This is a genomic window from Microthrixaceae bacterium (assembly GCA_016702505.1).
Classification (GTDB): domain Bacteria; phylum Actinomycetota; class Acidimicrobiia; order Acidimicrobiales; family Iamiaceae; genus Aquihabitans.
Genome location: JADJDU010000030.1, coordinates 199,457 through 218,772 on the forward strand (window position 1 = coordinate 199,457; position 19,316 = coordinate 218,772).

A 19,316-nucleotide genomic window follows, 5' to 3' on the forward strand; every position below is an offset into this window, starting at 1 on the left:
GTACCTCCGGGAGGCAAGACCACATGGCGAATCGCAGGGTCCTTCACGTCGCTCTTGCCACGATCCTCATCCTCGGTGCTGCCTGCTCGGAGGAGGAATCGACCACCCCGGCGCTCGACCTGGGCGCAAAACCGGTGGAGAGCGGAAACGTCTCGGCGGCGCCCGTCCGTGGTGGCCAACTGGTCTACGCCCTCGAAGCCGACAACCTCAACTACTGCCTTCCTGAAGCCCAGATGGCGATCGCGGGCATGCAGGTCAGTAGAGCGATCTACGACCCGCTCGTGGTTCCCAATGCCAAAGGTGGCTACTCGCCCTACTTGGCCAAGTCGGTCGAACACAACGACGACTACACCGAATGGACGATCACTCTGCGCTCGGGCGTCACCTTCCACAACGGCGAGAAGCTCGACGCCAAGCTGGTGCGCGACAACCTCGATGCCTACCGGGGGGCAAAGGAGTACGGAGACGATGGCGGACCCAACCCGCGGCGGGCCCTTCTGCTCTCCTTCTTCTTCGAAGACATCGACGACGTAGTCGCCACCGACGACATGACAGTAACGGTGACCACCAAACGTCCATGGGTCGCCTTCCCTGCATCCCTGTATGCCAGCGGGCGCGTGTCGATCCTGGCCCGTGAGCAACTCGAGGCCGACAAGCAAGGCTGCGAGCAGTCGCCGATCGGATCTGGCCCCTTCAAGTTCACCTCGTGGGACATCGGTAGCAGCCTCCAACTGTCGAGAAACGACAACTACTGGCAGAAGGCCGAGGACGGCAAGCCCTACCCCTATGTGAACGCCATCGAGTTCCGCCCGATGCCGAACGACGACGAACGCATCGCCGCCCTTCAGCGAGGCGACATCAACATCATGCACTCGAGCACCGCCTCCGACATCGGCGGCAACCTGGCCGGACTGCAACACGCTGGCGCCATCAACCTGCTCGTCAGCGAGGAGAGAACCGAAACGGCCTACATGCTCATCAACTCAAAGAGCGAGCCGTTCGACACCGCGGCTGGTCGCATCGCTGCGGCTCAGGCCATCGACCGGGTCAAGCTGAACGAGATGGCCAACCGCGGACTCCCAACCATCGCCACCGGACCCTTTCCCCCGGGGGTCATGGGCTCGCTGAAGGACAACGACGCTCCCCAGTACGACCTCGCCGCGGCCAAGGCTGCCGTACAGAAGCTGAAGGCCGCGGGCAAGAACACCTCGATACGCCTCATGTGCACCACAAATCCGTCCTCCATTCGCCAGTGGAGCCTCGTGAAGGAGATGCTCCAGGCGGCCGGGTTCACGGTGACCCTCGAGGTGGCGGTCCAGACCGACCTGATCTCCCGAGTGATCAACGGCCAGTACGACCTGGCTGCCTTCCGGAGCCAACAGGGAGATGATCCCGATGCCAACGCCATCTGGTGGTATGGCCGTGGAAACATGGTCAACTTCGGCAGATTCGACGATGAGGTGATCAACGACAACCTCGACGTGGGTCGCACCAACCCCGACGAGAAGGCCCGCACGAAGGCATATGAGACCGTAAACCGCCAGCTCGGATCACAGGCCTACAACGTGTGGCTCTTCCTACAGCCATGGGCCGTGGCCATGGCTCCCAACGTCCACGGTGTGGTCGGGCCCAAGCTGCCCAACGGAGACGAACCCGGCGCCCGGATCGTCAACGGTCACTCGCTACTGGGCCTCTGGGTCGAGAACTCTGTAGAGGAATCCACGGCATCCTGAAGCCCGAAGAGCCGGCTCAGACGGACATCAGCGGCTCTTGCCGGAGTGTCGCCCGAGGTGATGACCGAAGGCCAGATGGTCACAGTGAGGGACTTGGACACCAGCGCGGATTTCCGATCCGCGCGCGAACGCTATGGTCTCGGTCACATTGCCGGGAGCTCGGCTCCGCTGGTGTCTGCTCCGGTTCATCTCATCGACGCACCAACGACAACAAGGGGAACTGAATGTCACTCCGAGCGTCTCGATCTCGCCGTACCAGGGCTGGAGCGCTGGTACTGGCCGCCAGCCTCCTCGCGGTCAGCTGCGGCGGATCGAAATCCAACGACCCCGAAGCCGGACCCGACTCCGAGAGCGCCGGGCTCAATGCCCAAGCCGGCGAGAGCGGTCTGACTGACGCCGGCGAACCTCAGCGAGGCGGGACCCTTCTCTACGGGGTCGAGGCCGAGTCGACCGCTGGTTTCTGCCTGGCCGAGGCACAGCTCGCCATCTCGGGCATGCTGGCCGTGAGGGCGTTCTACGACACGCTGACCGTGCCCAACGCCGAGGGTGGCTACGTCCCCTACCTCGCCAAGTCTGTCGAGCCCAACGCCGACAGCACCGAGTGGACAATCACCCTGCGCGACGGCATCAAGTTCCACGACGGCACCGATCTAGATGCCACAGTCGTGAAGAACAACCTCGATGCGTACCGAGGGAAGTACGCGGGGCGCAACTCCCTCCTCTTCAGCTTCATCCTCCAAGACATCGCCGACGTGACCGTGGCTGACCCGCTCACCGTGAAGGTCACCACCAAACGGTCCTGGGTGTCGTTCCCTGCGTTCCTTTTCGCCTCATCGCGGCTGGGCATCATGGCCCAGGCTCAGCTCGACGCTCCGGGCGAGGCCTGTGCCAACAAGCCGATCGGCACCGGCCCGTTCAAGTTCGTGAGCTGGAACCCCAACCAGAAGTTCGTGGCCGAGCGCAACGAGGACTACTGGCAGATCGCGCCGGACGGCAAGCCCTACCCCTACGTAGATGGGATCGAGTTCCGGCCCAGCCCTTACAGCACGGTTCGGTCGCAGTCGATCGAGAGTGGCGTCCTGAACATCATCCACACCACCGACGGGGAAAAGATCTCAGCCCTGTTCCGTGAGCTCCGGGACGACGGCAAGGCCAACATGTTGGTGTCCGAAGACTCGGCCGAGGTGTCCTTCATCCAGCTCAACCACACCGTTCCTCCGTTCAACGACGTGCGGATGCGCCGTGCGCTCGCTCTGGCATCGGACCGAGACGATGTGAACCGGCGGGTGAACGCGGGCTTGCCCACCGTCGCCGAGGGCCCGTTCGGTCCGGGATCAATCGGATTCCTGGAGGACACCGGATTCCCGCAGTACGACATCGAGGCGGCCAAGGCCCTCCTCGCTGAGTACCAGGCCGAGAACCCCGGAGCCGAAACCGGATTCACCATCAGCTCCACCACCGATCCCGCGGTCAAGCGCATCGCCGAGCTGATTCAGCAGCGGGCCAGCGAGGTGGGAATCAAGATCAAGATCGACGTGGTCGAACAAGCTGCCCTGATCGACCGGGCCATCTCGAAGAACTACCAGGCCATGGTCTTCCGCAACTATCCCGGTGGCGATCCCGACCTCAACTACGTCTGGTGGTACGGCAAGGGCAACCCCGTCAACTTCGGCGGCTGGGACGACCCCGAGCTCGACAAGCTCCTCGACGCCGGGCGGTCCGAGACGGATCCGGCCAAGCGCAAGGAGATCTACCAGGACGTGAACCGCCGCATGGCGACCGAGGTGCACGGCATGTGGGCATGGTTCACCCCGTGGGCCGTCGTGACCGCTCCCGAGGTTCACAACATCCTGGGACCCCCGCTTCCCGGGGCGGACCCCTCCCAAGCAGGCGAAGCCACGACCGACGATCCCGCACAGCAGCCCAGCACCGGCTTGGCGACGGGGCACTCGCTCCTCGGCCTCTGGATCGAGCAGTAGCAGCAACCATCGACCTGGTCGCCCGCGTCGACCCCCACTGGTGGGGCGGCGCGGGCGACCCTTGAGAGGACGACATGCGAGGAATCGCTCAGCGACTTGCCCAACTGTTGGCGGTGTTCGTGGTGGTCACCTTCTTCACCGCGGGCTTGATCAGCCTCGTGCCCGGCCGGCCTGAACTGATCGTGATCCCCTTCGATCAGACCGGTGAACAACAACAGGCATTCCGAGAGGCCAACAACCTCGACGAACCGCTTCCGGTGAGGTGGTTCGAATGGGTGAAGGACTTCGTCGGCGGCGACATGGGGAACTTCTACAGCGCCACTGGAGGCGAGCCGGTCTCCAACCGCTTCGGCGAGTCGTGGCCGGTGTCGCTGGCCCTGATCCTCTACACACAGGTCGTTGCGTTGGCCATCGCGGTGCCGCTGGCCATCTGGGCTGCGTACCGCTCGGGCGGCTGGGTGGACAAGGCCATCAACACCACAGCATTCGCGCTCATCTCCCTACCAGGCTTTGCCGTCGCGCTCCTGCTCACGTATTTCCTCGGCGTGAAGATGAGGTGGCTCCCGACCCAGGGCTACGAACGGCTCAGCGAAGATCCGGTTCAGCACTTCAAGACCGTGGCCATCCCGGTGCTCTCCTTGGCCGCCGGGCAGATAGCGGTCTACATGCGCCTCCTCCGTTCGGACCTCGTGGCCACCCTCCAGGAGGATTTCATCCTCATGGCCAAAGCCAAGGGCATCTCCAATGGACGGGTGCTATGGCGCCACGCTCTTCGACCCTCCAGCCTCACCCTGCTGACCGTCACCGGTCTCAGCATGGGCAACCTCATCGGTGGGACAATCGTCGTCGAGTACCTCCTATCCATCCCGGGACTCGGGCTGATGCTCGGCGAGGCCGTTGGTTACCGGCAGTACGAGGCCCTTCAAAGCCTGGTCGCCGTCATCGCCATTGCGTTCGTGCTCATCAACTTCGCGGTAGACGCGCTCTACACCGTGCTCGACCCCCGGATTCGGGAACGTTCCGCATGAATCAGAACTCGGCACTCTCCGACACCACCCAGGACTCGCAATCGTTGGAAGCACGGCAGCCTTCTGAGCCATCGGAACCCAAGAAGCGACTACCGCTTGGCGCCTACCTCGCCATCGGCTGGCTGGTCCTGATTGTCGGCTCGGCCATCCTGGCCGACTTCCTTCCGCTCCACGACCCCGCAGCTGAGGTGGCGTCCCTCCCGAGGCTTGCCCCCGGCCAGGAGGGGTTGATCCTCGGTGCAGACAACGGGTCCAGAGACATGCTGTCGCGCACCATCTACGGTGCCCGCTCCTCGCTGTTGATCGCCGTGGGTGCAGTCGGGATCGGGTTCGTGGTCGGAGGCCTGCTGGGCCTGCTTGGCGGCTACTTCCGAAACTGGATCGGCAAGGTTCTCACCAGCCTCTTCGACATCCTGCTCGCCATCCCAGCGTTGGTGTTGGCCCTCTCCCTGGTGTCGGTGCTCAAAGGGGGTGGCGTGCAGGATCAGGACTCGTTCCGCCTTCCTCCCATCTGGATCCTGATCATCTCCTTGGGGGTGGTTTCGATTCCGCTTCTGGCGCGCATTACCAGAGGCAACACCATGGCATGGTCACAACGCGAGTTCGTCACCGCGGCCCAGGCTCAGGGTGCGACCCACGGCAGGATCCTCTTCCGAGAGATACTGCCCAACGTCCTGCCCGCCATGGTGTACATCGCCATCCTCGGAATCGCCATCGCCATCGTCGCCGAGGGCGGCCTCGCCATTCTTGGTGCCAGTCTCGATCCGCCGACTCCGAGCTGGGGGGTGATGATCAACGACGGGCGGTCCTACATGCGAGATGCCCCCTTCATCATGTTCGTACCCATCACCGCTACGTTCTTCACGGTCATGTCGCTCAACTACCTCGGTGACCTCATCCGGGAGCGCTACGACGTTCGGGAGAGCGCCCTGTGAGCACCGACATGCACGCCAACGAGAACCCGACCACGACCGTGCTCGAGGTGAGCGACCTGGTCACCAGGTTCAGCAGCGAGCGCGGCACCGTCAACGCTGTTCGTGGAGTCTCTCTGTCGCTTGAGCGGGGTCGAACCCTGGGTGTCGTCGGCGAGTCGGGCTCAGGAAAGTCGGTCCTATCCCGTTCGATCATGGGGCTGGTTCCACCTAACGCCTCACGAACCGGAAGCGTTCGCTTCGAGGGCCAGGAGATCCTCAACCTGCCGTCTAACGAGATGCGCCACTTCTGGGGCGAGAAGATGTCGATGGTCTTCCAGGACCCGATGACCGCACTGAACCCGGTGCTGCGCGTCGAACGCCAGATCACCGAGTCCCTCCACGAGCACATCGACATGACCAAGGCCCAGGCCCGCGAGACGGCCCTGGCGCTTCTCACGTCGGTCGGAATTCCCGAACCGGCCCGACGCCTCCGCCAGTATCCCCACGAGATGTCGGGGGGTATGCGTCAACGCATCATGATCGCCATCGCCTTGGCCTGTGGACCTCGGATGCTCTTCGCCGACGAGCCGACCACCGCGCTTGACGTAACTGTGCAGGCCCAGATCCTCGATCTGTTGCAGGAACTCCAAGCGGACCGTCAGATGGCCATGATCCTTGTGACCCACGACCTTGGGGTGGTGGCGGGCCGGGCTCACGACATTGCGGTCATGTACGCCGGACGCATCGTGGAGATGGCTCCCGCAGCTCGACTCTTCGCTTCGGTACGCCACCCGTACACCGAAGCTCTCCTGCGATCCATCCCCAAGCTGGAGATGGCCAAGCACACTCGTCTCGATGCCATCGAGGGACGGCCCCCGGACCTCGTGCGCCCCCCGCAGGGCTGTGCCTTCGCCGCTCGCTGCTCCTACGCACAGGAGCGGTGCATGACCGATGACCCAATCCTCCAGGTGGATTCGAGCGATCCCAGCCACTCCTTTGCCTGCCACTTTCCGGTGGGCACGGATGGATCTTCAGACACCCTGGCCACTACGACGTCGACGCCGATACCGTCCCCCGGCATCAAGGTGGATGGACGCCCTCCGAGACTGACCGGCGATACCCCCTCGGAAGATCTCGGCTCCAACGATCCTCAGACCAAGGGGAGTGAGGACTGATGGCCGGCATCGGCAAGGCCCACCTTCGAGCTTCCGACCAGGCCCTGCTCCGGGTGGAAGACCTGGTGGTCGAGTTTCCGGCTGGACGCGGACAGCGTGTCCATGCCGTGACCGACGTGAACCTGGATGTGCTGAGGGGAGAGACGCTAGGCCTGGTGGGCGAGTCAGGTTGTGGCAAGTCGACAACGGGCAAGGCCATCATGCAGCTGCCCGCCCCGACCTCGGGATCGGTGGTCTTCGACGGAACCGACCTGACCGGGCTGGAGGGAACCGCTCTACGGGAGGTACGTACCCGACTCCAGATGATCTTCCAGGATCCGATCTCATCGCTCAATCCCCGACGTCGAATCGAAGACATCGTGGCCGAGGGCATCGACATCTGGAAGAAGGCCTCGGGCGCAGACCGGGATCGTCAAGTCGACGACATGCTCCTGACCGTCGGCATGGACCCAAGGGTGGTCCGGGGACGTCGCCCCCACCAGTTCTCAGGTGGTCAGTGCCAGCGGATCTCGATCGCTCGCGCCGTAATCACCGAGCCACAGCTCATCGTTTGCGATGAACCCGTCTCCGCTCTCGACGTGTCGGTGCAGGCTCAGATCCTGAACCTCCTCGAGGACATGAAGGCCCAGTACGGCCTCACCCTCATCTTCATCGCCCACGATCTCGCCGTGGTCAAGAACATCAGCGACCGGGTGGCGGTCATGTACCTGGGGCGATTGTGCGAAGTCGGTGATCCAGACGTGCTCTACCAAGCACCCGCACACCCCTATACCGCGGCCCTCCTCAGCGCGATCCCGGTTCCCGACCCCTCGGTCCGGCCCGATCAACGCCAGACCCTCGGCGGTGAGATCCCCTCCCCTCTGTCTCCTCCGTCAGGGTGCCGCTTCCGGACGCGCTGCCCTCGGGCCGACGAGCAATGCGTCGACGAGGTGCCAGAGATGGTCCAGATCGGCGATGACCACTTCGTGGCTTGCCACCATCCGCTCGAGCCCGGCGAGGCCGAGACAATGGTGACCGTCTCAGGGGGGATTTCCTGACGCGGGCTTCGCGTCTGACGCCTGACCTTCGTCGGGCCCTGATCCTCGACGCGGCCGAATTGCTCCTCGCCGAACAGGATCCTTTGACAGTCCCGATGGAGGGCGTGGCCAAAGCCGCTGGGACTTCGCGTCCGCTGGTACACAGCTACTTCACCGACCGACGAGGCCTCCTCGACGCGATCCACATCCGGATAATCCGACGTCTGGATGACTGGGTGTTCCATGGCCTCGAGCGTGCCGACACCACCCACGCCCGGATCGCGGCGCTCGTCAACGGTGTCATGTCGTTCATTGACCAGGAATCCCAAGCCTGGGGGATTCTGTCCACCAGCGGGGGGTACGACCATCCCGCCTTTCACCGGCTTCGCGCCCGTTGGGTCGATTCCCTCGTCGATGGCAACCCAGATCGGATGATTCCGGCCCAGGTCGTCGTCTCCGCCCTGGTTCTCACCGGCGGCAGCTGGGTGACAGCCGGCACCGAACCTGTGGCCGTGGTTCGGGTCTTGGCCCCGCTGGTCACCACCGACACCGCACCCACTGGGTGAGGTGTCGGGGGTCACCACCTGACAGGATGAGCAGATGGCCAAGCCCCCCGCGATGGAAATCGATCTCAACACCATCTACACCGTCACCCTAGGCACCCCCAAGGGAACGATCGTGATGGACCTCGACCCGAGACTGGCGCCCAACACCGTCAACCACTTCGTCGTCCTGGCCCGCCAGGGCTTCTACACCGGGCTCACCTTCCACCGGGTCGTGCCCGGGTTCGTAATCCAGGGCGGTGACCCCGAGGGAAGCGGTCGCGGTGGTCCCGGCTACCGGTGGAACGACGAACCGGTGAAGGCCGAGTACACGTTGGGAGCGCTGGCCATGGCCAACGCCGGCCCCAACACCAACGGAAGCCAGTTCTTCATCTGCATCGATGACTGCACCACCAAGTTGGACAAGCTCTACAACCTGTTCGGGTACGTCACCGAGGGCATCGAGGTCGCTCAGGCCATCTCCGTCGGCGACACCATGGACTCGGTCGAGGTAGCCGAACGCCCTGCGTCCTGACGCGCGGTCTCGGTGTACCTCAACCTGGCCGCTCTGCACGAACTGATCGGTGAGCATCGTCAGGATGATCCCTGCCTGATCTGGCGCGACCGCGTCTGGACGTGGTCGGAGGTGACCGAACGGACTCGTCGGCTGGCCAACTTCCTGGTGGACCGCGGGCTGGGACGTCACGGCCCCCTGTCCGACCGGGCTTGGTGGGAGTCTCCTCACGACCATGTGGCCATCTATGCCACCAATGGAAACGCCTACCTGGAGGTGATGGTCGGCGCCGCCAAGGCCGGAGCAGCATCGGTCAACGTCAACTACCGCTACGGTCCCGCGGAGCTGGCCTATGTCCTCAATGATTCGGGCGCGTCCGCGGTCCTATACCAGCGATCCTTTTCCCCGACCCTCGTCCAGGCGCTCCCGCTGTTGGAGCGGTCGCCACTGCTCGTGTGCATCGACGACGGCACCGACGTCCCTCACCTCGATGGCGCCATCGACTACGAAGAAGCAATCCGGTCATCGCCGAGTGACAGACCTGAGGTGTCGTGGCTACCCGACGACCTCTACATCCTCTACACCGGCGGAACGACTGGAAAGCCCAAAGGTGTGTTGTGGAGGCAGGCAGACTTCCTGGTGGCGGCGCTGGGTCTTGTTCCTACCGGCATGGACGAAGTCGATGGTGCGAGATTGGTCGATGCGGCCATGTCACGACACCTCAGAGCTCTTCCCGCTCCTCCGTTCATGCATGGAGCCGCTCACTGGAACGCTCTCAGCTGCTGGCTCAACGGTGGCACCGTCGTCGTTCAGGACCGTACCGACACCTTCGTTGCCGCTGATGTGCTCGATACCTGTGAGCGACGCAGGGTCACGTCATTGCAGATCGTGGGCGATGCCTTCGCCCGACCGCTGGTCGATGAGCTCCGACGACAAACGCGAGATCTGTCAGCCCTTAGGCACCTTCTGACCGGTGGCGCGATCCTGTCACCTGCCATCCAACACGATCTCCTCGAACTCCTACCCGGGCTGAAGATCGTCGATGTGCTCGGGTCTTCCGAGACCGGGCGCCAGGCGGTGGCCAACACCTCCGGCGATCAACCCGACGGTGCCGGGAGGTTCGCACCCGCGGCCACGACCGCTGTGATCAGAGAGGACCGCCAGAGCGTGCTCCCAGCCGACGACCTCAGCATCGGCTGGCTGGGGCAGGGAGGCCGGATGCCTCGTGGCTACCTCGGCGACGAGGCCCGAACCACAGCCACGTTCCCGACGATTTCAGGAGTGCGCTGGGCCGTCGCCGGAGACCGGGCCCGCCATCGCGGTGACGGGACCATCGAGTTGCTGGGCCGCGAATCGGTCACCATCAACACCGGTGGGGAGAAGGTGTTCGCCGAGGAGGTTGAACAGGCGTTGAAGGCTCACCCCGCGGTCTACGACGTGCTTGTGGTGGGTCGACCCAGCGACCGGTGGGGTCAAGAGGTCACCGCAGTCGTGGCCTTCAGGTCCGGTCGATCAGCCACAGTCGAGGAGCTCCGGTCCGAATGTGGCCAGCATCTCGCCCGGTACAAGCTCCCCCGACACCTGGTGACGGTCGATTCGATCCAGCGCAGCCCCAGCGGCAAACCCGACTACGCCTGGGCGCTCCAGGTGACCGAGCAAGAGCAATGAGCACTTCTGGAGGCGGTGCCCAGCGGACGCTCCACCTCACCTCACCTCTCGACCTCGTGCTCACCACGGCACCGCTCAGGCACGGACCCGACGATCCTTCCTGCCGTGTGTTCGGCGGCGCAGTGTGGCGCGCGTGGCGCTCCCCCGCCGGTCCAACAACGGTCCGCTTCACACCAGTTCCGAGCGGCATCGAGGTGACGGCCTGGGGGGAAGGGGCCGAAGCGGCGTTGGATGCTGCCCCCAACGTGGTTGGCGCCACCGACGAGAGCGGCGATTTCGATCCCGGACCAGGACCGGTCCGGATGCTGTGGGATCGGTTCGGTGGGCTTCGCATCCCGAGGACCGGCGCGGTGACCGCCGACCTGATCGCCCACGTCATGAAGAGGGATGTCACGACCTTCGAAGCCCACCGCGCCCACCGCCAGACGGCGGAGAGGTGGGGTGATCCAGCCCCAGGACCAACCAACCTGCTCCTCCCACCTGACCCGCAACGGCTGTCGGGAGCGAGCCACTACGACCTCCACTTGGCTGGCATCGACCAGGAGCATGCCGATCTCATCAAGCGGTTGGCCGCTAGCTCCCGTCGTCTGGACGCACTGGCGCTACTTCCTCCCGCCGATGCGCATGAGAGGCTGGCGTCCGTTGCCGGCGTCGGCGCGCTCACCGCCGCCCTCGTGGCTACCACCGCGCTTGGAGATGCTGATGCCGTACCTCTGGGCGACGTCAGGGTCGCGGCATTGGTGACCTCTACCCTCACCGGCCACGTCCGCCCAGACGACGAATCCCTGCTCGAGTGTCTCGAACCTTGGCGCGGCCATCGTGCACGGGTGATCCGTCTGATCGAGGCCGCCGGTGCAACCACACACGGACCCGACCACCCCTAACCACCCGATTCCTGATCCGCTCGCGTCCTTAGCCTGGATCCACCGAAAGGCAGAGCCTTCCGGCGGAGTTCGGTAGCTGGCCTGACGGCCGACGTCTTCGCTGCTGCGACCGGCAAAGCCGATCTCCGCAGGTCAGGGGCTCCGCCACAAAGGGCTCTGCCCCCGAACCCCCGCCCAGTCCTGTGACTTCAGCTCGTCAGACAGCCGAGCACTAACGGTGGCCGCACAGAGAACCCCGTTTCGCCTGGGTGACCATTGACAGTGACCATGGAGAATCGAGCACAACCCAAGATCGATCGGTGGATCGAGGCTTAGAGTCCTAGCGGATAGGTCCAGTCGTCGTCGCGACCATGTTGATCAGACCGAGGCTCCGCCTCGGTTTAGCCATGCCGTGCTTCATGGGTCGGTCCGCCTATCGGCGCACCGCCTTATCGGCAGCCTGTGGACAGACCACGAAATCCACAGGGTTTGACCTCTCGTTTCCCACATCGAGCCTGCCTTATGTTGGACGCAAGCGGCGACGACGAGCGGACCAGTCCGCTAGGACCCCAAGGACCGACAGGAGGATCTGGCGTGTCGACATTCCAACTAACCCTCAAGGACCGCACCACCGAGGTGGTCGACGGAGCCGACGCCTACCAACAAGAAGGGCAGATGACGACCTTCTTCCGGACGGGCTCGGAGCGTACGGTCGTCGACACCTGGAGCGTACGGGTGGCCAGTTTCCGCACCAGTGAACTGATCGCGGTACGGCGTGTGGAGGTCGGTGTGGGACCCAGCGTGGATCTCGACGGCATGAGTGCCGACGTGTCGCCGTTGGGTGTCGACGATCCCCCACGCCCCGTTCTGGGCGCGCGATCCTGAGCCCATGTCCGAGACGAGCCCCCACCCCACCGGCACGGCCTTCACATGTCCCCGCTGCGGTTCTGAGACCACCGACGAGTATTACGGGCCTTGCACCGACTGCCGCCAGATCCTGAGGGCCGAACAGGGTGGCGAAGCTCGTTCGGTGACCACCGCCGACTACGAACCCAAGATGAACGTGACGCCAAACGCAGTGGCAACCAAGGACTAGGCACCCACGCCCACCATTAGGAGGCGAGCCGACCCATTGGCACGGCATGGCCAGACCGAGGCAGCGCCTCGGTCTGAAAAGACTCGGGGCAACGACCGGACCTACCCGCTAGGACCTAGGCGTGGGTGTTCGTCATTGACCTGCCGGAGCGAATCGCACCACGCCAGAGGGCTCGAAGGCTTGGCTGGCTGTGGCGATCACCTCGGCGGGCCTGGCCCGACCTAGCTCTTCGGCCACGGCAGGGCATATCTCCCGATGGGAATGCACCGCCACGGAGTAGACCAAGAAGATCGATCGCCCCTCGGCTCGCTCCAGCAGATCCCGTGTGAACCTCTGTGGCGTGACCGACGTCGACCGGTCCAGGTAATCGACCCAGTCAACGAACTGTGGTGAAGCGAAGGTCGGGAAGGTCACCTGCTCCCATCGATTCCCCAACTCATGGGCCGTAGCTGGTGCGGTCTGGTCCGGGCAGTAGACGATGATGTCGGCAGGGCTCGCAACCCGAGCGATCGCTTCTGCGTTCCGCCTGGCATCGGATCGATCGACCGTCACGTTTCGGACTATCCCAACGCCACCTAGTGCGGTCATGACGGACAAAACCGTCACCACCAAGGCCCGAGGCTGAAGGTGGGCACAGGTGGCTCCGGCGAGGAGGACCATGAAGGGAAACACCACGGCGGCGTAACGGGACGAGTAGGCCGTCCCGAACACCAGCGAGGCGCCGACTCCGATGATCACCGTTCCACCAACCAAGGCGGCTAGGACCAGGTGCTGTTCTGAGTTTGGTCGACGGAGGTCGACAGACAGCTCCCAGTTCCGCTGGCTGTACGCCCAAGCTCCGATCGCGACCAGCACCAAGAACAGCCAGCCCAACAGCTCCGCCTCCCCGGTAACCCCACCCCCGAAATCAGATGCCGAGGTGGAGATCACCTCGGCGGGCCTAGATGCCCTGGCCCAGGGGGTGGCGGTGTGTCGGGCTTGGAACACGAGGGTTGGCACCCATGGCAAGAACGAGACCGCTCCAACCGTCAGTGCCGCCATCACCCCCAACGCCGCGGCCTTCGTCTCGGTACCGCCGGCGCGCCACGAGGAGAAGGCGATGACGGCCACGATGACGCAGGCCGAAAGGACCAGCCATATGACCCAGTAGTGGGTCCAGAGCAAGAGCGACGTGCACACCGCCAACCCGATGAGCGGTGCGGGGCGACGCCGCTTCCATGACGCCTCGGCAAACAACCATGCCGCCAGTGCCAGGGTCGACACCATGGCGTACATGCGGGCTTCGGTCGCATACCTGATGGCGAACGGGGACACCGCTAGCAACACGACCGACGTAAGGGCGACCCTCCGTCCTCCCAACCTGCGGCCAGCCACGTACATGAGGACAAGCAACGCCACGCTCCACAAGCCGGACAATGCACGGGTGACGTGGTCGGCAGAACCGAATAGGCGAATCCATCCGTGCAGCAGGAGGTAGTAGAGGGGCGGATGGCCGTCGTGGCGCAGGGCGTCGGGAATCTGCCCCGCCGGAAGACCGGCGATGTTGACCGAGAGGGCCTCGTCCATCCACAACGGAGATCGGGTGACGAAGCGCGCAACTACACCGAGACCCACGACCACGACCAGAACGACGACAAACGTCCACCACTGCCAGGTCCTTCGCGGTTCACCCACGGCGCGTCACCCCATCGAAGATGGCCTTCCACCGTTGAAGCGGCCTTTCCACCAGATACCAGCTTGTGGCTGCCGCCATGAGTGCGATCACAAAGGTTCCGACAAGGAGTGAGACGAACGAGGGCTCGACCCCTAGGTCGGACAACCAACCTGGCCACCCTGGATCGGTGGGAGTGCGAGATCCGGCAGGTCGCTCGACCAGACGCTCCATCACACCGACGTGCCACAGGTAAAGCCCATAGGACACCGTGCCCACCCACGCCACCGGCCCCCATCGCCACAGGCGCCTTAGCCAGCCGTCGCCCTGATCGCCGAACACGGCCGGGATCAACAACAGGACCGCACAGAGCGTGAAGGCGAACTGACGGAGCTGCCAGGACCAACCCTGATATCCAACTGCGAAGTCGACGCCACCGACGCCATAGGCGTAGGCCACGAACAACAGGGCTGCGCCGCTCCACCACGGCCACGCCTTGCGGGTAAAGGTGGCGACGCGCAGGCCGACCTCAGCGCGGAGCCCAGCCCACACCGAACCGACGGCCAACAGCATTCCCGCCGCGAACAGATCCAGGTTCGTGGGAAGCCACTGAAACGAAAGGGCCCGGTTCTCACCGGCCCACCAAGGAGCCGTAGCTCGGGCGATGGGTCCCAGCGAGCCGACGGCTACGAGCACAATCATCAGACCCAAAGTTCTGGCCGGAACTGATGGACCAGCAGGCGTCGATCGGGCATCGATGATTCGATGGGCGGTCCAAGCCAGGGGAGGAACGATCAGGTAGAAGCAGACCTCGGTACTCAGGCTCCAGGCCGCCACCAAACCAACCAGTGCCGTGTAGCGATCGAAGGGCTGCAACAACAGGTAGTGCCGCCACCACATGTCGCCCAGAAAGACGTTGCCCGTGGCCCACAGAACGCTCAGCGCGATCCAGTACGCGGGGACGATCCTCAGTATCCGCCGCCACCAGAACCCCCAGACCCGAGGGCGATCGTGACCGCCGATGATCGCAGCGGCGAACGGTCTGAAGATGAGGAATCCGGACAGAACGAAGAACACCGCCACACCAGAGTCCATCACCTCGGCCGGAGTGGCGATCATGCCAGCAGTGGCTCCCGCCGCTGAGGACACGTGGTGTACTACGACCATCGAGGCCGCCAATGCCCGGATCGCCTCCAGCCCTGGGAAATGCACAGGCGCGGTACCAGATTGGCTAGCGTCGAGCGGGCTGCGCCGGGCCGCCCGGGGCGTCACCGGCCACCCCAGGCCCACCTGGGATCAGCTGGTCGCAAAACGCCGGGGTCAGCCACATCGCTGATTCTGTCACGCCTTCGAGAGGACTATCTCACACCATGACGTCGCCCGAACCGGTCAGCCCCTCGATCGATCCCTCAACCCACCAAGTTGTGATCATCGGTGCCGGTCCGGCCGGGCTCACGGCCGCATTCCAGTTCCACAAGGCGGGGGTTTCCAGCACCATCCTCGAGGCCGATACCCAGGTTGGCGGCATTTCCCGAACTGCCCAGCGCGACGGATGGCGGTTCGACATCGGCGGCCACCGCTTCTTCACCAAGGTCCAACCGGTGGAAGACCTCTGGCACGAGATCCTGCCCGACGAGGACTTCTTGATGCGGCCTCGAAAGAGCCGCATCTTCTACGAGGGCAAGTACTACGACTACCCGATCAAGGCTTCCAACGCGCTTCGAAACCTTGGTCCTGTCGAGGCCGTGCGCTGCGTCGCCTCCTATGCCGCTGCTCAGGTCAAGCCGCCCAAGGATCAGACCAACTACGAGGGATGGCTGGTCGCCCGGTTCGGCTGGCGTCTCTACCGCACCTTCTTCAAGACCTATACCGAGAAGCTGTGGGGCGTACCGGTCAGCGAGATGCCCGCAGACTGGGCGGCCCAGAGGGTCAAGGGTCTCTCGTTGGGCAACGCCATCGTCAACGCCCTGATGCCGAAGCGAAACCAGAAGGAGATCACCTCCCTCATCGAGGAGTTCCAGTACCCCAAGTACGGCCCAGGGATGATGTGGGAGGTGTGCCGGGACAAGGTTCTAGCTGCTGGAAGTACTGTCGAGACCGAGACGGTCGTGACCAAGGTCCGCCACCACGATGGTCGGGCAACCGCCGTCGGGGCTATCGGCTCGGACGGCGCCGAGACCGAGTACCCGTGTAGCGACGTCATCTCGTCCATGCCCATCTCGGACCTGCTCGAAGCCATGGATCCGCCGCCCCCCGCCGAGGTGAAGTCAGCGGCCGCTGACCTGCGCTACCGCGACTACCTCATCGTGGCTCTGGTACTACCCGAGTCTCTCGTCGACTTCGATGACAACTGGATCTACATCCACGACCCTCGAGTGCGCACAATGCGCATCCAGAACTTCGGGTCCTGGTCTCCCTACATGGTGAAGCCTGGGTTCAACACTCTCGGTTTGGAGTACACGGTCTGGGAGGGTGACGACGAGTGGACGTCCCCAGACGAGGTGCTGATCGAGCGGGCCAAGCAGGAACTCGAGCATCTGGGCTTGGCCAAGGCTGGCGAGATCCAAGACGGCTACGTGGTCCGCCAAGCCAAGGCCTACCCCATCTACGACGACCGCTACCGCGCCAACGTAGATGTCCTCAGGAAGTGGCTCGCCTCCAACGCCGCCAACGTCCACCCTGTTGGTCGAAATGGGATGTTCCGCTACAACAACCAGGACCACTCGATGTTCACGGCGATGCTCACCGTGGAGAACATCCTCACCGGCTCGACCCACGACGTGTGGGAGGTGAACGTCGAGGAGGAGTACCACGAGGAGAAGGGCACCTCACCCCTCCCCGCCGACCGGCCCGCCGGAAGCCATGGCACGGGTCGTGATGCTCCCGTCATCGACCGCGAGACCATCGACAAGCACTACCCGCCTGCTGGCTGAGCGACCTCGTCGAGTTGGTCGGCGCTCGTCGCTTTCATCAGCGAGCTGTCTGGGTCATGACCGAGCGCGCATGCCTTCTTGGAGTCGAGGGACTGGGTCACCTCTGATTCAGGCTCACGATTAGCGGCCAGTGTGGCCGCCGCGATTATCAGGAGCGGAATCACGGGGACCTTGAATCTGCTGTCACCGAAGAATGCCAGGGGCACCACCGCGGTCATTACTGCGGACCCAACCAGCAGCACGTCCTCGGGACGACGTCTACGGGCCATCCCGACCAGTCCGATCACTCCCGTCACTCCGACCAGCCAGTAGGACAGGTCGGCCGCTCGGGCCAGACGAGCTTCGGTCGGACCGACCAGGAATGGGTCCAAGCGGTAGGACTGAACCGCGATGACGCCGTCGTGGTCACCGTCGCGTATCCACATGAACCAGAACCGGCGCCAGATCAGCCATGGTTCCCGGCCCGGGTGCTCGATGATCTCGTCTATTGCCCGCGCCGCCTTCTCCCGGTCTGCACCCACCTCGGCCGACGGACCGTCCAAGAAGCGATGGTCCGTAGCACACCACGGTTCGGCCGAGAACGCTCCGGTCGCATCGGGTGCGTGACCGATGCACAGGTTGTCTCCCGTGTTCGTCGACAACAGGACCAGATCGTTCATCCGGATGTAGTTCCGAACCGTCCACGGAACGATGCACAGAGCCACCCCCGAGCTCAGAAAAACCGCCAGCCTCATCGCCCGTCGCAAGTCGGCCACCGACATCCACCAGGCGATCACGACTATGGGCAGTACCGCTAGTGAGATGGGTCGGACCATGATCGCCAGACCGAGCACCACGCCAGCAACAAGGCCACGCACCGGACTCAGATCCTCGGGCCACGATCGTCCTAGGGCCATGACCAGAAAGGCCAGGAACAGCGAGATGTAGAGCGTCTCACCGAGGATCGCACCGCTGTGGAACACCAGGTTCGGATACAGCGCCATCCCGAAGGCCGCCACGACACCACCACGAGAACCGGCCAGGCGCCTCGCGACCTGTGCCGCCAGGACCACCGACACCGCCCCGAGCACGGCCTGCACCATGGCGATCAGCACGGGAAGGTCGTCGGTGAACGGCTGGCCGACCCAGGTGATCACACCCAAGAACCACGGGTAGCCCGGCGGGTAGTACGCGGTCGGAAACCCGGACCAGGGCTCGATGAAGCCGCTCCCATCGGCGATGGCCCTGGCATAGCCGAGGTAGCGGGCAGGGTCGACCAGCCCCTGAGGGGTTCGGGCGACCTTCAGCCCCCACGCCACTCGGACCACCAGCGCCAGCAGGGCGGCGCTGAGGACCAAGAAATCGAAACGACGACCAGATGCCCCCTTCGATCGGCGATGGTGCGCCTCGGTCATGATCGACTCGACCGGGCTCTCCACCGTCGGACCCGTTCCTTGACGCCCCACGCCGTCACCAGGGTCAGGGACTCCACCATGATCGTGACCGACATCTTGGATGTGCCATAGGCCCGATCAAGGAACGTGATCGGCACCTCTGCCACCTCATGGCCCCCGTTTGCCAAACGTCGAGCTAGCTCGCTCATGAAGGCGTAGCCGTTCGACCGGGTGGTCTCGGGGTGGATCTCAGCCAGGGACACCGCACGGTAGGCCCGAAAGCCTGATGTCACGTCATGGATGCCTAGGCCTAACACCGCGGCGGTGTACCGGTTGCCCCAACGGCTCAGCAGGCGGCGGTGGAAAGGCGAGTTGGGGGTGGCTCCCCCCGGGACATATCGGCTCCCCACAACGCACTGCACCGGCGCGGGCACATCCAGACGGTCGATCAACGCCGGGATGGATGCCGGATCGTGGGAGAGGTCGCAGTCCATCTGGATCACGACGTCGAATCCCTGGCCGAGGGCCCAGCTGAACCCCTCGCGGTAGGCCGCTCCCAGACCTTCTTTGGCGGTCCGGTGCAGGACCGTCACCTGACCGAGCTCGGCCCCGATCTCCTCGGCCATGCGCCCGGTCCCATCTGGGCTGGCATCATCGAGCACGACCACGTGAGCCGATGGAATGGCTTCACGGACGCCTCGGAGCAGGGGGCCGATGTTCTCCGCCTCCTGATAGGTGGGGACAACTACCACGGGACGCACCGAACCAACGATACCGGCCCCTTCGCAGGGGACTGGACCACGTAGAGGGTGCGCTACCAGGTCCATGAGG

General features: G+C 64.3%; 17 protein-coding genes. 13 read left to right on the forward strand and 4 right to left on the reverse strand.

The features are described 5' to 3' along the window. The first annotated feature begins 23 nt into the window (after positions 1-23). The 12 genes from IPG97_18135 to IPG97_18190 all read left to right on the forward strand — a co-directional run bounded on the left by IPG97_18135 (position 24) and on the right by IPG97_18190 (position 12,528). On the forward strand, positions 24-1,733 hold the full coding sequence (locus IPG97_18135) for an ABC transporter substrate-binding protein (GenBank protein ID MBK6858410.1): 1,710 nt from the start codon (positions 24-26) through the stop codon (positions 1,731-1,733). A 224-nt stretch (positions 1,734-1,957) separates the two neighbouring features. Further along, positions 1,958-3,712: an ABC transporter substrate-binding protein gene (locus tag IPG97_18140; protein MBK6858411.1), complete on the forward strand. Its 1,755-nt coding sequence runs from the start codon at positions 1,958-1,960 to the stop codon at positions 3,710-3,712. A 74-nt stretch (positions 3,713-3,786) separates the two neighbouring features. After that, positions 3,787-4,740, forward strand: coding sequence for an ABC transporter permease (locus IPG97_18145; protein MBK6858412.1), 954 nt, complete (start codon positions 3,787-3,789; stop codon positions 4,738-4,740). Then, positions 4,737-5,675: an ABC transporter permease gene (locus IPG97_18150; protein ID MBK6858413.1), complete on the forward strand. Its 939-nt coding sequence runs from the start codon at positions 4,737-4,739 to the stop codon at positions 5,673-5,675. Before IPG97_18145 ends, IPG97_18150 begins: the two co-directional genes overlap by 4 nt. 8 nt (positions 5,676-5,683) lie before the next feature. Further along, complete coding sequence (locus IPG97_18155; protein MBK6858414.1) at positions 5,684-6,829, forward strand: ABC transporter ATP-binding protein; 1,146 nt, start codon at positions 5,684-5,686, stop codon at positions 6,827-6,829. After that, positions 6,829-7,866, forward strand: a complete 1,038-nt coding sequence (locus tag IPG97_18160) for an ATP-binding cassette domain-containing protein (protein MBK6858415.1) — start codon at positions 6,829-6,831, stop codon at positions 7,864-7,866. The genes IPG97_18155 and IPG97_18160 overlap by 1 nt, the downstream gene beginning before the upstream one ends. Positions 7,867-7,925: 59 nt before the next feature. Next, entirely contained in the window at positions 7,926-8,411 is a 486-nt protein-coding gene (locus IPG97_18165; GenBank protein MBK6858416.1) for a TetR/AcrR family transcriptional regulator, read from the forward strand. A gap of 34 nt (positions 8,412-8,445) precedes the next feature. Beyond that, complete coding sequence (locus IPG97_18170; GenBank protein ID MBK6858417.1) at positions 8,446-8,922, forward strand: peptidylprolyl isomerase; 477 nt, start codon at positions 8,446-8,448, stop codon at positions 8,920-8,922. Between the two features lie 12 nt (positions 8,923-8,934). Then, the gene (locus IPG97_18175) at positions 8,935-10,569 is read left to right on the forward strand and encodes an AMP-binding protein (protein ID MBK6858418.1); all 1,635 of its coding nucleotides are present in this window, start codon (positions 8,935-8,937) and stop codon (positions 10,567-10,569) included. Continuing rightward, positions 10,566-11,453: a DNA-3-methyladenine glycosylase 2 family protein gene (locus IPG97_18180; GenBank protein ID MBK6858419.1), complete on the forward strand. Its 888-nt coding sequence runs from the start codon at positions 10,566-10,568 to the stop codon at positions 11,451-11,453. The genes IPG97_18175 and IPG97_18180 overlap by 4 nt, the downstream gene beginning before the upstream one ends. A 573-nt stretch (positions 11,454-12,026) precedes the next feature. Beyond that, complete coding sequence (locus IPG97_18185; GenBank protein ID MBK6858420.1) at positions 12,027-12,317, forward strand: hypothetical protein; 291 nt, start codon at positions 12,027-12,029, stop codon at positions 12,315-12,317. Between the two features lie 4 nt (positions 12,318-12,321). After that, on the forward strand, positions 12,322-12,528 hold the full coding sequence (locus IPG97_18190; GenBank protein ID MBK6858421.1) for a hypothetical protein: 207 nt from the start codon (positions 12,322-12,324) through the stop codon (positions 12,526-12,528). Between the two features lie 132 nt (positions 12,529-12,660). Here the strand turns inward: IPG97_18190 and IPG97_18195 are convergent, their stop codons facing one another. Both IPG97_18195 and IPG97_18200 read right to left on the reverse strand, forming a co-directional pair. Continuing rightward, positions 12,661-14,202: a glycosyltransferase family 39 protein gene (locus tag IPG97_18195; GenBank protein ID MBK6858422.1), complete on the reverse strand. Its 1,542-nt coding sequence runs from the start codon at positions 14,200-14,202 to the stop codon at positions 12,661-12,663. Then, positions 14,195-15,346 carry an acyltransferase gene (locus tag IPG97_18200; protein MBK6858423.1) on the reverse strand — a complete coding sequence of 384 codons (1,152 nt, stop codon included), beginning with the start codon at positions 15,344-15,346 and terminating at the stop codon, positions 14,195-14,197. The genes IPG97_18195 and IPG97_18200 overlap by 8 nt, the downstream gene beginning before the upstream one ends. Positions 15,347-15,549: 203 nt before the next feature. Between IPG97_18200 and IPG97_18205 the strand changes: the two genes are divergently transcribed. Then, positions 15,550-17,112 carry an NAD(P)/FAD-dependent oxidoreductase gene (locus IPG97_18205; protein ID MBK6858424.1) on the forward strand — a complete coding sequence of 521 codons (1,563 nt, stop codon included), beginning with the start codon at positions 15,550-15,552 and terminating at the stop codon, positions 17,110-17,112. Here the strand turns inward: IPG97_18205 and IPG97_18210 are convergent. Continuing rightward, entirely contained in the window at positions 17,094-18,530 is a 1,437-nt protein-coding gene (locus IPG97_18210) for a glycosyltransferase family 39 protein (GenBank protein ID MBK6858425.1), read from the reverse strand. The two genes, IPG97_18205 and IPG97_18210, sit on opposite strands and share 19 nt — an antisense overlap. After that, positions 18,503-19,312 carry a polyprenol monophosphomannose synthase gene (locus tag IPG97_18215; GenBank protein ID MBK6858426.1) on the reverse strand — a complete coding sequence of 270 codons (810 nt, stop codon included), beginning with the start codon at positions 19,310-19,312 and terminating at the stop codon, positions 18,503-18,505. Before IPG97_18215 ends, IPG97_18210 begins: the two co-directional genes overlap by 28 nt. Positions 19,313-19,316: the final 4 nt, after the last annotated feature.

Coding starts and splice junctions, on each gene's coding strand:
- IPG97_18135 (MBK6858410.1), top strand. CDS start 24: ATGGCGAATCGCAGGGTCCTTCACGTCGCTCTTGCCACGATCCTCATC.
- IPG97_18140 (MBK6858411.1), top strand. CDS start 1,958: ATGTCACTCCGAGCGTCTCGATCTCGCCGTACCAGGGCTGGAGCGCTG.
- IPG97_18145 (MBK6858412.1), top strand. CDS start 3,787: ATGCGAGGAATCGCTCAGCGACTTGCCCAACTGTTGGCGGTGTTCGTG.
- IPG97_18150 (MBK6858413.1), top strand. CDS start 4,737: ATGAATCAGAACTCGGCACTCTCCGACACCACCCAGGACTCGCAATCG.
- IPG97_18155 (MBK6858414.1), top strand. CDS start 5,684: ATGCACGCCAACGAGAACCCGACCACGACCGTGCTCGAGGTGAGCGAC.
- IPG97_18160 (MBK6858415.1), top strand. CDS start 6,829: ATGGCCGGCATCGGCAAGGCCCACCTTCGAGCTTCCGACCAGGCCCTG.
- IPG97_18170 (MBK6858417.1), top strand. CDS start 8,446: ATGGCCAAGCCCCCCGCGATGGAAATCGATCTCAACACCATCTACACC.
- IPG97_18180 (MBK6858419.1), top strand. CDS start 10,566: ATGAGCACTTCTGGAGGCGGTGCCCAGCGGACGCTCCACCTCACCTCA.
- IPG97_18190 (MBK6858421.1), top strand. CDS start 12,322: ATGTCCGAGACGAGCCCCCACCCCACCGGCACGGCCTTCACATGTCCC.
- IPG97_18200 (MBK6858423.1), bottom strand. CDS start 15,346: ATGGTCGTAGTACACCACGTGTCCTCAGCGGCGGGAGCCACTGCTGGC.
- IPG97_18205 (MBK6858424.1), top strand. CDS start 15,550: ATGACGTCGCCCGAACCGGTCAGCCCCTCGATCGATCCCTCAACCCAC.
- IPG97_18215 (MBK6858426.1), bottom strand. CDS start 19,312: ATGGACCTGGTAGCGCACCCTCTACGTGGTCCAGTCCCCTGCGAAGGG.